The sequence below is a fragment of the Ensifer sp. ZNC0028 genome (assembly GCF_000799055.1).
Classification (GTDB): Bacteria; Pseudomonadota; Alphaproteobacteria; order Rhizobiales; family Rhizobiaceae; genus Ensifer.
Genome location: NZ_JTLA01000009.1, coordinates 66,680 through 79,226 on the forward strand (window position 1 = coordinate 66,680; position 12,547 = coordinate 79,226).

At 62.8% G+C, this 12,547-nt stretch carries 10 protein-coding genes; 5 read left to right on the forward strand and 5 right to left on the reverse strand.

All coding sequences use genetic code 11. The annotated features are described in order from the left end of the window. Positions 1–46: 46 nt before the first annotated feature. The 4 genes from L981_RS02550 (at position 47) to ppx (ending at position 5,670) form a co-directional block, all read left to right on the forward strand. Entirely contained in the window at positions 47–1,168 is a 1,122-nt protein-coding gene (locus L981_RS02550; protein WP_043611419.1) for an AI-2E family transporter, read from the forward strand. A 26-nt stretch (positions 1,169–1,194) separates the two neighbouring features. Further along, the gene (gene hdaA / locus L981_RS02555) at positions 1,195–1,884 is read left to right on the forward strand and encodes a DnaA regulatory inactivator HdaA (protein ID WP_043611420.1); all 690 of its coding nucleotides are present in this window, start codon (positions 1,195–1,197) and stop codon (positions 1,882–1,884) included. Positions 1,885–1,948: 64 nt separating this feature from the next. Next, positions 1,949–4,135, forward strand: coding sequence for an RNA degradosome polyphosphate kinase (locus L981_RS02560; RefSeq protein ID WP_043611421.1), 2,187 nt, complete (start codon positions 1,949–1,951; stop codon positions 4,133–4,135). A gap of 11 nt (positions 4,136–4,146) precedes the next feature. Further along, entirely contained in the window at positions 4,147–5,670 is a 1,524-nt protein-coding gene (gene ppx / locus L981_RS02565; protein WP_043611422.1) for an exopolyphosphatase, read from the forward strand. Between the two features lie 65 nt (positions 5,671–5,735). Here ppx and L981_RS02570 read toward each other — a convergent pair whose 3' ends face one another. Next, positions 5,736–7,094 carry an esterase-like activity of phytase family protein gene (locus tag L981_RS02570; protein WP_043611423.1) on the reverse strand — a complete coding sequence of 453 codons (1,359 nt, stop codon included), beginning with the start codon at positions 7,092–7,094 and terminating at the stop codon, positions 5,736–5,738. Positions 7,095–7,267: 173 nt separating this feature from the next. Continuing rightward, complete coding sequence (locus L981_RS02575) at positions 7,268–8,194, reverse strand: AraC family transcriptional regulator (RefSeq protein WP_082005860.1); 927 nt, start codon at positions 8,192–8,194, stop codon at positions 7,268–7,270. Between L981_RS02575 and L981_RS02580 the strand changes: the two genes are divergently transcribed. Further along, positions 8,193–8,600 carry a DUF2000 family protein gene (locus L981_RS02580; protein ID WP_043611494.1) on the forward strand — a complete coding sequence of 136 codons (408 nt, stop codon included), beginning with the start codon at positions 8,193–8,195 and terminating at the stop codon, positions 8,598–8,600. The two genes, L981_RS02575 and L981_RS02580, sit on opposite strands and share 2 nt — an antisense overlap. Positions 8,601–8,627: 27 nt before the next feature. Here the strand turns inward: L981_RS02580 and L981_RS02585 are convergent, their stop codons facing one another. The 3 genes from L981_RS02585 to L981_RS02595 form a co-directional block, all read right to left on the reverse strand. Further along, positions 8,628–9,677, reverse strand: coding sequence for an adenylate/guanylate cyclase domain-containing protein (locus L981_RS02585; RefSeq protein WP_043611424.1), 1,050 nt, complete (start codon positions 9,675–9,677; stop codon positions 8,628–8,630). A 160-nt stretch (positions 9,678–9,837) separates the two neighbouring features. Continuing rightward, complete coding sequence (rnd, locus tag L981_RS02590; protein WP_043611425.1) at positions 9,838–11,010, reverse strand: ribonuclease D; 1,173 nt, start codon at positions 11,008–11,010, stop codon at positions 9,838–9,840. A gap of 77 nt (positions 11,011–11,087) precedes the next feature. Continuing rightward, on the reverse strand, positions 11,088–12,488 hold the full coding sequence (locus L981_RS02595; protein ID WP_043611426.1) for a multicopper oxidase family protein: 1,401 nt from the start codon (positions 12,486–12,488) through the stop codon (positions 11,088–11,090). Positions 12,489–12,547: the final 59 nt, after the last annotated feature.

Genomic DNA, 12,547 nt, shown 5'->3' on the forward strand with positions numbered 1-12,547 from the left:
GGTTGTGATACGCAACAGTGGCGAGCGGCGCCTCAAGAGGAATGTCATGGATATCAAGGTCAGCGGTTCCGGATTGCAGCGTCAGGTCATTTTCTGGCTGCTGGTGCTTGCCGCCTTCATTGCCTTTCTGATGGTCTTCAGTTCGATCCTGCTGCCGTTCCTGGCCGGCATGGCGCTTGCCTATTTCCTCGACCCGGTCGCCGACCGCCTGGAGCGCTTCGGTCTCAGCCGGTTGATGGCGACGGTGGTGATCCTGGTCGGCTTCGTCGTCGTCTTCGTGCTGGCGCTGATGATCATCATTCCCGTCATCGTCAGCCAGGCATCGGACTTCATCGCCAATATTCCGGGCTACGCCTCGAAGCTGCAGGTGCTCGTCAACGAGGCGCAGGCGCGGCTGATCCCCGATTGGCTGGCAAGCCAGATGCCGTCGCTGAAGCAAAGCTCCGGCAAGCTGCTCGAACAGGGCGCCGCCTTCGTCGGCACGCTCTTCCAGCAGATCTGGAACTCCGGCGTGGCGCTGCTCGATGTCATCTCGCTGCTGGTGGTCACCCCCGTCGTCGCCTTCTACATCCTGCTCGACTGGGACCGGATGGTGGAGAAGGTCGACAGCTGGGTGCCGCGCGACTACGTCTCGGATGTGCGCCAGATCGCCCGCGACATGAACGCGACGATCGCCGGCTTCGTGCGCGGGCAGGGCTCGCTCTGCGTCATTCTCGGCCTTTACTACGGTATCGGCCTCTCCTTGGTCGGTCTCAACTTCGGCCTGCTGATCGGCCTCTTTGCCGGCATGATCAGCTTCATTCCCTATGTCGGATCCATGGTCGGCCTGGTTCTCGCCGTCGGCGTCGCCCTGGTGCAGTTCTGGCCGGATTATCTCTGGATTGGCCTTGTGCTTGCCGTCTTCTTCAGCGGCCAGTTCATGGAGGGCAACATCCTCCAGCCGAAGCTGGTGGGCAAAAGCGTCGGCCTGCACCCGGTCTGGCTGATGTTTGCGCTGCTTGCCTTCGGCGCGCTCTTCGGCTTCGTCGGCCTGCTGGTGGCGGTGCCGGCGGCGGCTGCGATCGGCGTGCTTGTCCGCTTCGGCATCCAGCGCTACCTTGATAGCGACCTCTATCACGGGCACGGCAAGGCCGTGGAAAAGAAGGCGAAGAGCGACAAGGCCGCCTGATTTCCGACGATTGTCCCGAGTACAGCATGACAAAACGCCCATTTGAACAAATCCCCCTGGCCTTCGGCCACGACCCGGCGACGGGTCGTGAGGACCTGCTCGTCTCTGACAGGCTGAGCGCGGCCATCGCCATCGTCGACCATTGGCCGGACTGGCCGGCGCCGGTGGTCATCATCGCCGGCCCGGTCGGCTCCGGAAAATCACACCTCGCCAGCATCTGGAAGGAGCGGGCAGGGGCGGAAGTCATCCATCCGCTCGCCGGCTCCGATGCCGCGTTGATCGCGGCCGAAAGGCCCGTTCTCTTCGAGGATGCCGACCGCAGCGGTTTCGACGATACGACGCTGTTCCACGTCATCAACAACGTGCGCCAGCATGGCACCAGCCTGCTGATGACGACGCGGCTCTGGCCGATGTCCTGGCCGGTAACGCTGCCGGACCTGCGTTCGCGCCTGAAGGCCGCGACCGTGGTCGAGATCGGCGAGCCGGACGACGAATTGCTGACGCAGGTGCTGATCAAGCTCTTTGCCGATCGGCAGCTCCTCGTCGACGAGCGCCTGGTCGGCTACATCGTCCAGCGCATGGAACGGTCGCTCGAAGCCGCGCAGACGATCGTCGAGCGCATCGACCATCTGGCGCTCGCCCGCGGCACGAAGCTTTCGCGCGCGCTCGCTTCCGAAGTGCTTGAAGAACTGGGAAATCAACGTCGGTCCGATTGACTGTCACATAACCGTCGTCAAACTGAGATAGCCGGTGCAGCCGGAGCAATGGGATCTGAAAAGCATGGATAACGCGCTATCTGCGGTGAACGAAAATCAGGCATCGGCGGAGGACGTCGACCTGCTGACGAGCCCGCAGCGCTTCATCAACCGCGAATTTTCCTGGCTGCAGTTCAATCGCCGCGTGCTCGAGGAAACGCTGAACACCGCGCATCCGCTGCTGGAGCGCGTCCGCTTCCTGTCGATCTCGGCTGCCAACCTCGACGAGTTCTTCATGGTGCGCGTCGCCGGCCTCGAAGGCCAGGTGCGCCAGGGCCTCTCGATGCGTTCGCCCGACGGCAAGACGCCGGTCGAGCAGCTCGAAGACATCCTGAAGGAAATCGACAATCTGCAGATGGAGCAGCAGGCCTCGCTCGCCGTGCTTCAGCAGTATCTCGCCAAGGAAGACATCCTCATCGTTCGCCCGGCCTCGCTGTCGGCGCAGGACAGGAGCTGGCTTGCCAACGAGTTCGACCAGGCGATCTTCCCGGTGCTGACGCCGCTCTCGATCGATCCGGCCCATCCGTTCCCGTTCATTCCGAACCTCGGCTTCTCGATGGGCCTGCAGTTGGTCAGCAAGACCGGCCGTGAGCCGATGACGGCGCTATTGCGCCTGCCGGTCGCACTCGACCGCTTCATCCGGCTGCCGGACGTCAAGAACGTCATCCGCTACATCACGCTCGAAGATATGGTCAGCCAGTTCATCGACCGGCTGTTCCCCGGCTACGAGGTCAAGGGCTCCGGTACCTTCCGCATCATTCGCGACAGCGATATCGAAGTGGAGGAAGAGGCCGAAGACCTGGTGCGTTTCTTCGAGACCGCGCTGAAGCGCCGTCGCCGCGGTTCGGTGATCCGCATCGAGACCGATTCGGAAATGCCCGCGTCGCTGCGCCAGTTCGTCGTCCAGGAACTGGGCGTCCCGGAAAACCGGATCGCCGTCCTGCCGGGACTGCTGGCACTCAACACTTTGTCCGAAATCACCAAGGCTCCGCGCGACGATCTGCGCTTCGAGCCGTACAATCCGCGTTTCCCGGAGCGCGTGCGCGAGCATGCCGGCGACTGCCTGGCGGCGATCCGCGAAAAGGACATGGTGGTGCACCACCCTTACGAGTCCTTCGACGTCGTCGTGCAGTTCCTCTTGCAGGCGGCGCGCGATCCTGATGTCGTCGCCATCAAGCAGACGCTTTACCGCACGTCGAACGACAGCCCGATCGTGCGTGCGCTGATCGACGCTGCCGAGGCCGGCAAGTCGGTGACGGCGCTGGTCGAGCTCAAGGCGCGTTTCGACGAAGAAGCCAACATCCGCTGGGCGCGCGACTTGGAGCGTGCCGGCGTGCAGGTCGTCTTCGGCTTCATCGAACTGAAAACCCACGCCAAGATGTCGATGGTGGTGCGGCGCGAAGAGGGCAAACTTCGGACCTATTGCCATCTCGGCACCGGCAACTACCACCCGGTCACGGCGAAGATCTACACCGACCTGTCGTTCTTCACCTGCAATCCTGTGATCGCCCACGACATGGCGAACATCTTCAATTTCATCACCGGCTATGGCGAACCGGAAGCGGGCATGAAGCTGGCGGTCTCGCCGCACACACTGCGTCCGCGCATCCTCAGGCACGTCGACGAAGAGATCGAGCATGCCAAGGCCGGGCGCCCGGCTGCGATCTGGATGAAGATGAACTCGCTCGTCGATCCCGAGATCATCGACGCGCTCTACAAGGCGAGCCGCGCCGGCGTTGAAATCGACCTGGTGGTGCGCGGCATCTGCTGCCTGCGCCCGCAGGTCCCGGGGCTCTCCGACAATATCCGTGTCAAGTCCATCGTCGGTCGATTCCTTGAACATTCCCGCATATTCTGCTTCGGCAACGGCCACGGGCTTCCATCGGAGAATGCCCTTGTCTATATCGGCTCGGCGGATATGATGCCGCGCAATCTGGACCGGCGGGTCGAGACGCTCGTGCCTCTCATCAACCGGACTGTGCACGAACAGGTTCTGTCGCAGATCATGCTGGGTAATCTCATCGACAACCAGCAGAGCTACGAAATTCTTCCCGATGGCACCTCTCGCCGGATGGAAGTCGGCAAGGACGCCGAGCCTTTCAACGCACAGCACTATTTCATGACCAATCCCAGCCTCTCCGGCCGGGGCGAGGCCCTGAAGTCCAGCGCACCGAAGCTCATAGCCGGCTGGAAGAGCGGCTGGCACAAATAAACTGGAATTGCATGGTCGAATCTGAAGCGCAGGGGCGTCTGCCCGGCATCCGCCCGGTTTCCGTTATCGATATCGGTTCGAACTCCATCCGCCTTGTCGTCTACGAAGGCCTGAGCCGCTCGCCGGCCATGCTGTTCAACGAAAAGGTGATGTGCGGTCTCGGCAAGGGCATCGATGCGACCGGACGCATGGATGAAGACAGCGTCGAGCGCGCGCTGAGAGCGCTGCATCGCTTTCACGCGCTCTCCAAACAGGCGCGGGCGACCTCGATGTATGTGCTGGCGACGGCAGCCGCGCGCGAGGCGAGCAACGGCCCGGCCTTCATCGAGAAGGCCGAGGCGATCCTCGGTCACAAGGTCCGCATCCTCACCGGTGAGGAAGAGGCCTATTATTCCGCGATGGGCATCGTCAGCGGCTACCACGATCCCGACGGTGTCGTCGGCGACCTTGGCGGTGGCTCGCTCGAACTCGTCGACGTCGCCGGCACGAAGATCGGCAAGGGTATCACCCTGCCGCTCGGCGGTATCCGCCTGTTCGAGCACAGCAACGGCTCGCTCACCAAGGCACGCACCTGGGTGCGCAAGTTCATGAAGAACTCGGCCGTGCTGAAGACCGGCACAGGGCGCACCTTCTATGCGGTCGGCGGCACCTGGCGCTCGATCGCCAAGCTGCACATGGAAATCCGCGACTATCCGCTGCACATGATGCAGGGCTACGAGATTTCCTTCGACGAGGCGATGGCGCTTCTGCCGGAAGTGATCGAGCCGAAGAACATCAAGCCATCTGCCTATTCGACGATCTCCAAGAGCCGCCGCAGCCTTCTGCCCTTCGGGGCGATCGCCATGCAGGAAGCGCTTGAGATCATGAAGCCGGAGCGGATTTCCTTCTCGGCGCTCGGCGTTCGCGAAGGCTATCTGTTTTCGCTCTTGAAGGACGAGGAGCGCGCCCAGGATCCACTGCTGACAGCGGCAAACGAGATCGCCATCCTGCGCGCCCGCTCGCCCGAGCACGCCCGTGAGCTGGCCGACTGGACCGGCCGCATGGTGCCGTTCTTCGGCATCGAGGAGACGGAAGAGGAGGGCCGGTACCGCCAGGCCGCCTGCCTGCTCGCCGATATCAGCTGGCGCGCTCATCCGGATTATCGCGGCCTGCAGGCGCTGAACATCATCGCCCACTCGACCTTCTCGGGCATTACCCACGCCGGCCGGGCCTATATCGCGCTTTCCAATTATTACCGCTTCGAAGGGCTCAACGACGACGGCGCCACGAACGCGCTTGCCGGCATCACGACGCCGCGCCTGCTGGAACTGGCAAAGCTGCTCGGCGGCCTCTTGCGCGTCGCCTACCTCTTCTCGGCATCGATGCCCGGCATTGCGCGGAACCTGACGTTCCGCAAGTCGTCGCTCCCGGACGTGGATCTGGAAATCGTCGTTCCGGCTGCCTATTCGGAATTTGCTGGAGAGCGTCTGGATGGCCGCCTGCAGCAGCTTGGCAAGCTTACCGGCAAGCGGCTCGCTTTCCACTTCGAAAGCTGACGCCGAAGAAATCCCGGACTAAAAAAGGAAGGGCGCGCGAACCGAAATTCGCGCGCCCTTCTTGTTTATTCGGCCTTCAGGAAATCGCCGACTTCGAGCAGTACGAACTCGTTGTCGTCGGCCTTGTCGAGCGCGCGACCGGCCGAGAACGGCAGGTTGTTGTCGTTGCCGACGATGATGTGGGTCGCATCGACGCGGTCGACGTTTTCGATGGTGACGAAGGGCATGTCGTAGAAGCCTTCGCCGCCGCCCTGGCGCTTCTTGTTATCCGGGTCGGCGATCTTCAAGAGGTCGATGTAGCCGATCTTGCGCACGGCCTTGCCGGCATTGCTGTCGTCGAAGGCGATCTTGTAGATGCGCTTGACCTTGGAGCCCGTTGCGAAGCAGTCCGGCTTCGGGTCCTTCGGATCGGCGCAGGCCTTGTCCATCGTGCCGGCGCCATTGTCGCGCTCGATCACCAGTGCGGTCTTGTCGTCGAGCATGTTGAAGTCGCCGATTGCCTCGCCACCTTCAGCCAGCGGGTAGAGCCAGCTACGGCCGGTCCAGGCCTTGCTTGCGACATCGAGTTCGATGATGCGCAGCGCCGGGCGGCCATCGGCCTGCTCGACCGTTTCGCTGTCGGTCCAGATCGGGCCTTCGAGCAGGCCGTAAAGCTTGCTGCCATCCTTGGAAAGCGCCATGCCTTCATAGCCACCGGAGCGCTTCAGGTTGAAGGCAGGCGTCTTCTTCGAGGGGTCGCCCTGCAGCGTCAGCGTTGGGTTGTCGGGCGACATCACCGGCTTGCCGTCCACCGTGGTCGCGATCACATCGGTCAGCTTGCCGTCGAGGTCGAACTTGAGAATGTAGGGTCCGAACTCTTCACCCACCCAGAAGCCGTCGGCGACCGGCTGGATCGATTCGACGTCGAAGTCGGCGCCGGTGAGATAACGCTTGTCCGAGCCTTCCATGACGATCGGGAAGGGGGCCTTCTTGTCCGGGTCGGTCAGGAACAGTGTTTTCAGCGCTTCGACCTTGCCGGCGTCCCAGTCCATCTTCACATGGTGCAGCATCAGCATGGCGTCGCTGGAGTTCATCTTGCTGCCGAAGCCGTTGTCGGACAGGCTCCAGAAGGTGCCATCTTCCATCGCCTTGATGCCGGAAAAGCCCTGCATCGGCTGGCCGTCGAAGGGAAGCGATAGGCCGGTCAGGCGCACGCCGTCCTTGCCCGGCACGGTGCCGAGCGCTTCGGCACGCTTGCGGTCCGCGGTGGTGAACTTGCCGGAGGTCTTGAGATACTCAGGCGCGTCCGCGGGGGCAGCGATGATCGTGTTTGCCGGCAGGATCGCGTGGCCCTTCAGGGTCGCGGTGAAGGACTTTTCCTCGGCCGAGGCGGCCATCGTCATCAAAAGGGAAAGAGCCGCAGTGGCGAGAAGCGTTTTCGTCATGAAGTTCACCTTGGGTTGGAGCCTCTGCCTGCCGCCTTGGATCGCCGTAGATCCAAGGAGAAAGACGTGCAGCAAATTCGACGTGCTGCAGCGACCCTTGCGCGTCCCACGACGCGCGGCGCTGCAGTCCGAACCCGATAGGCGGCTATGATGACGGTTGGGTGATGCTTGCTTTACAACCCGATGAAGCTTTGGTGACAGGATTGGCCGGCGACGGCGAGGCTCGCCCAGCGGCCGGGCGTCAGGCCGTAGGCGCGCTTGAAATGACGGGTGAAATGCGCCTGGTCGGCAAAGCCGGTTTCGAGTGCTGCACCGGCAAGGCTTTCGCCCCGAGCGATCATCTGCCGTGCCCGCTCCAGCCGGCGCATCAGCAAATAGCGGTGCGGGCTGGTGCCGAGAACCCGGCGGAATTGCCGGGCGAGGGTGAAGCGATCGAGCCCGCTCACCGCCTCCAGTTCCTGCGAGCCGACGGGGCGTTCGAGATTGGCGCGAAGGAACTCGCTCGCCTGGAGAACGGCGTGCTTGTCGGTCTTTCCGGGCTTGGCGTCCTTGGTGCCGGCGTGGCGGTAGAGCCCCTCGGCGATCCGTACGAGGATATCGTCGAGCGCCAGTTCGTCGATGCCATTGTCCAGATCCATGACGGCTTCGCCGACCGCCTGCCTCAGCGCCTCGTCGCCCACGACAGGGGCTGCGACGAAGGGCAGGGAACGATCGGTTTCGCCAAGGGCTGCGAGCAACCGTTCCGGCTGCAGGTACATCATCCTGTAGCGAAGCCCGATCTCCGTTCCCGCGCCGCCGTCGTGGATCTCGTCCGGATGGAGGATGATGATGCTTCCAGGATTGCTGAAGCGACTTTCGCCACGGTACTGGAACGTCTGCACGCCACCGAGCGTCACGCCGATCGCGTAGGTATCGTGGCGGTGCGGCTCGAAGAACTTTCCATGCAGGCGCGCCTCGATGCGCTCGATGCCATCGACGGCAGGCGCCACCCGGATGCCGTCGCCGGGCGCGCCGCACAATCGTTCAAGATCGATTGCGGCACCGTCCGATAATGCGTCTTCCGGCACGCCCTGTCGGGCTGAAATGGAGATGGCCGTCATGTTCGATACCAAATTTGCAATCGTCTTGCGCGAGGACCTGGCAACCTGGCAGAAGCTCAACGTCACCGCCTTCCTCGCCACCGGGATCGCCGGACAGAAGCCCGAAATCATCGGCGAAGATTATCGCGATGGCGCCGGCAACGTCTACAACGCCCTGAGCATCCAGCCGATCATCGTGCTAGCCGCAGATGGGAAGACGCTCGGCAACATTCAACGGCGTGCGATCGAAAGAGAGGTCAAAGCCTCGATCTATGTCGACGCCATGTTCGCCACCGGCCACGACCACGCCAACCGGGCGGTCTTCGCCGAGACCAGCCCCGAAGACGCTGCGGTCGCCGGCATTGCCATTCATGCGGACAAGAAGCTGGTCGACAAGATCACCAAGGGCGCCAAGCTGCACGGTTGACGGCGATCACGATCCGGTCGGTCGAGATCACTCGGCCGCGGTCGATGCCAGCTGAGGCGCTGCGCTGCCTGCGCGCAGCGACAGAACGCCAAGCTTCTGCCCCCGTCCTCTGACGGCATGCTCGCCGAGATCCTCGACCCGGACATAATGCGGCAGGCGCATCTTACGCGCGAGGTCGGTGGAGATCAGCACCTGGTGGCCAAGCGTCTTGCAGAAGCCTTCAAGCCGGGCGGTGGTGTTCACCGTATCGCCGAAATAGGTGATCTTGTGCCGGTCGAGCCCGATCTCCGCCGCGACGATGGTGCCGCCATGAAGTGCTGCGCGCAGGCGCGGAACTTCGCCGAACTCCTTTTGCCAGCGGGTCGCGTCCGCATCGATCATCTCCAGGATGTCGAAGACGCAATGAATGCAGGCGGCATTGTTGGTGGCGCGATCGAAAGGCCAGGTAATGACGGCGGCGTCACCGATGTAGTCGTCGATCGAGCCGCGGTAGCGCATCACCGGATCGGCGATCGTTGCAAACAGCCTGCCGAGATATTCCTGCATCCTGAGGTCGCCGTGTTTCTCGGCATAGGCGGTCGATCCGGCAAGGTCGATAAAGAGGAAGACGCGCTCCTCCTCGACCGGCCTGCGGTAGCGGCCGGTGAGCAGGCTCAAAAAGACGTCGCGCCCGAGCAGTTCGCGAACCCTAAGGATGAAGACGAGCGAACCCGAAACGCCGAGCGCGAAGACGAGGACTGTCTTCGACGGCATCATCGCGTCCATCCAGTGGTCCTTCATGACGCCCCCCGTCTGCATGAGCAGGCCGGCGGCGGCATAGCCGACGTCGAGAAGCACGAAGTAGATCACCAGCGACGCGACGAAGAAGACCGGCGTGGAAAAGGCGTGGATCCGCCGATGCAGACGCCGAAAAATGATGCGTCGCTCAAACGCGATGATCGGAAGGCACATGAAGAGTGCATAGGTTGCGCCGATCAGGGCGCCCTTGCCGTAGAAAACCCATGCGTAGACCGCGCCGGCGCCGGCGATGACCAGCAGCAAGAGAAGTCCTTCGAAAGTCGAAAAGCGCCAACGCATGCAGAAAGCTCCGGTACCGGAAAGGCGGCATCCGTGTCGGTCGGCGTTGCCCAAGGCGCCGGCTCACGTCACATCGTTTGATACGATGGTGATTCTGTTCCGCCCGGCCCTTGGCTAGAGCTGGATTCAGGCGGAAACTTGTCTCCGCCCAATCCCTTTTTCAAGCTGACGCGGACGTGATCTCGGCGCCGATTTCCACTGCTTCGATCTTCTTGTCGACGAAGCGCAGGGCGACGTCGCCGTTGATCAGCTTCAGTGCCGTTTCGCCGAAGAGTTCGCGCCGCCAGCCCTTGAGCGCGGCGACATCCGCCTTCTCGCCCTCGGCAGCTATTTTGTCGAGATCTTCGCTGTTGGCGATGATCTTCGCGGCGACGCCCTGCTTCTCGGCGATCAGCTTCAAAAGCACCTTCAGCATCTCGCCAGCGGCCGCAGCACCTTCCGGCGCATGGCTTTGGCGCGGAAGCTTCGGCAGATCGGTCTTCGGGATCGCCAGCGCCTCGTTGACGGCCTCGACGACCGCCGTTCCGGCGGTGGAGCGTTCCCAGCCCTTGGGGATGGTCCGGAGCCGTGCCAGTGCTTCCGCATCCTTCGGCTGCTGCTGGGCGATCTCGTAAATGGCGTCATCCTTGAGGATGCGGCCGCGCGGCACGTTGCGGGCGCGTGCCTCGCGCTCGCGCCAAGCGGCGACCGTCTTCAGCACGGCGAGCTCGATCGGCTTCTTTACCCGCATCTTCAGCCGCTGCCAGGCGTCGTCAGGGTGCAGGTCGTAGGTGTCGCGGGCTTCGAGAATGGCCATCTCTTCGGTCAGCCAGAGCGAACGGCCTTCGCGCTCGAGTTCTGCCGCCAGGTACTTGTAGATGTCGCGCAGATGCGTGACGTCGGCCAGCGCATAGTCGAGCTGCTTTTCGGTCAGCGGACGGCGGCTCCAGTCGGTAAAGCGCGAGGACTTGTCGATCTGCGTGCCGGTGACGCGGTTGACCAGCTGGTCGTAGGAAACGCTATCGCCAAAGCCGCAAACCATCGCTGCGACCTGCGTATCGAAGATCGGATGCGGAATAAGGTTTCCGAGATGGAAGATGATTTCGATGTCCTGACGCGCAGCATGGAACACCTTGATGACCTCAGGATTGGCCATCAGCGCGAAGAAGGGCGCAAGATCGATGCCCTTCGCCATCGGGTCGACAATCACGGCAAGGTCCGGGCTCGCCATCTGGATCAGGCAAAGCTCCGGCCAGAAAGTCGTCTCGCGAAGAAATTCGGTATCAATCGTAATATAATTTGAAAGGGCCAGCTGCTGGCAGGCGGCCTCAAGGTCTGCTGTTGTTTCAATCATCAGATTTAAATCACTGTGGCGAAAATGCGGCTTGGAATTTCGTGTAACTCTTCGCGGCATCTGTCACAATCGAAATCTCAGACGACTTTGAAATAACCCGTCATGCCGGTCTTCTGGTGCTCGATGATATGGCAATGCACGACCCAATCGCCCGGATTGTCCGCCACAAGCGCGACTTCCGCCTGTTCATCGGGCAAAAGCAGGATCGTATCGGTCGGCGGCGGCAGGAAAGTCCGCTTGTTGGAATTGATAACGCGGAAGCTCAGGCCGTGCAGATGGATCGGGTGGGCATGCGGCGTCCGGTTGGCGACCTCGAGCACATAGCTCTTGCCGAGCTTCATCTCCTCGATCGGCGCGATCGGATCGGGCGTGTCGCCCGGCCACGGAACCTTGTTGATCGCCCAGAAGGTGTAGCCGAGCGAGCCGCAGATCGAAGGCGTCGCCTTGTGCTCCGCCGTCGCCGTCAGTTCGAGCGGCACGCGGGTGGCGGTGGAAAGATCAGCTTCCGCGATCGGGTTGGCGGGCAGGGGGGCGACATCCCGAAGGTCACGCTTGAGCGAGGCGCCGGCTGAGCGGAAGCGCGCGATCGTCCAGGGATGCGATCCACGCAGGTTGCCGAGCGTGGCCGTCTGGCCTTCGCCATCGGGCATGCGCACGACAAGATCGACGCGCTGGCCGGGCGCAAAATCGTAGCGGTCAAGCGCAAACGGCTTGTCGACCGGGTTGCCGTCCAGCGCAATGACCATTGCGTCCGCGCCCTCAAGGCCGATCGTATAGATGCGGGTGACGTCCGTTGCTGCGATGCGCACGCGCACCAGGCCGCCTGCCGGTGCATCATAGGTAGGCTCTTGCTGCCAGTTGGCGGTGCGCACCGTGCCGTAGGTGCCGCCGCGGGCCGCATCGCGCGGCTTGAAGGCGTCGATGAAGGCGCCGCCCGTGCCGAGCCGCCAGTCGCGCAGGTTGAGCACGATCTCCGCATCGAAGGTCGGATCGTCCGGGTTCTCGACGACGATCACGCCGGTCAGGCCGGCGCCCATCTGCGTCAGCGTGTTGCAATGTGGGTGGTACCAGAAGGTGCCGGCATCGGGCGGGGTGAACAGATAGTCGAAACGGTCGCCCGGATAGACATAAGGCTGCGTCAGTTCCGGCACGCCATCCATGGCGTTGGCGATGCGCAGTCCATGCCAATGCACCGTTGTCGGCTCGTCGAGCCGGTTGAGGAGGCGGGCGGCATAGGGTTCACCCTTGCGCATGCGCAGGACAGGCGGCATGGCGCTGCTTGAGGTCTCACCCAAGCCGTAGGTCATGACCTTGGGCGTAAGCCCATCCTTGGCGATCTGGGCTTCGGTTAGCTGCGCCATCAGGATCTGCGGATCGGGTGCGGCGCCGGCGCGGGCCGCCATGCCGGCACCAAGCGTGAAGGCGCCTCCGAGAGCAGCGGAGCCTTGGAGGAAGGTGCGGCGGCTGATGACGGGCATTTCGGCGATCTCGGCTGCTGTTTGCGGTGTGCCGGTTCTAAACCTGATTATTGTGTTCA

Bases quoted from the DNA above. Each gene is read 5' to 3' on its own strand.
- L981_RS02550 (WP_043611419.1), top strand. From the start codon at position 47: ATGGATATCAAGGTCAGCGGTTCCGGATTGCAGCGTCAGGTCATTTTC.
- hdaA (WP_043611420.1), top strand. From the start codon at position 1,195: ATGACAAAACGCCCATTTGAACAAATCCCCCTGGCCTTCGGCCACGAC.
- L981_RS02560 (WP_043611421.1), top strand. From the start codon at position 1,949: ATGGATAACGCGCTATCTGCGGTGAACGAAAATCAGGCATCGGCGGAG.
- ppx (WP_043611422.1), top strand. From the start codon at position 4,147: ATGGTCGAATCTGAAGCGCAGGGGCGTCTGCCCGGCATCCGCCCGGTT.
- L981_RS02570 (WP_043611423.1), bottom strand. From the start codon at position 7,094: ATGACGAAAACGCTTCTCGCCACTGCGGCTCTTTCCCTTTTGATGACG.
- L981_RS02580 (WP_043611494.1), top strand. From the start codon at position 8,193: ATGTTCGATACCAAATTTGCAATCGTCTTGCGCGAGGACCTGGCAACC.
- L981_RS02575 (WP_082005860.1), bottom strand. From the start codon at position 8,194: ATGACGGCCATCTCCATTTCAGCCCGACAGGGCGTGCCGGAAGACGCA.
- L981_RS02585 (WP_043611424.1), bottom strand. From the start codon at position 9,677: ATGCGTTGGCGCTTTTCGACTTTCGAAGGACTTCTCTTGCTGCTGGTC.
- rnd (WP_043611425.1), bottom strand. From the start codon at position 11,010: ATGATTGAAACAACAGCAGACCTTGAGGCCGCCTGCCAGCAGCTGGCC.
- L981_RS02595 (WP_043611426.1), bottom strand. From the start codon at position 12,488: ATGCCCGTCATCAGCCGCCGCACCTTCCTCCAAGGCTCCGCTGCTCTC.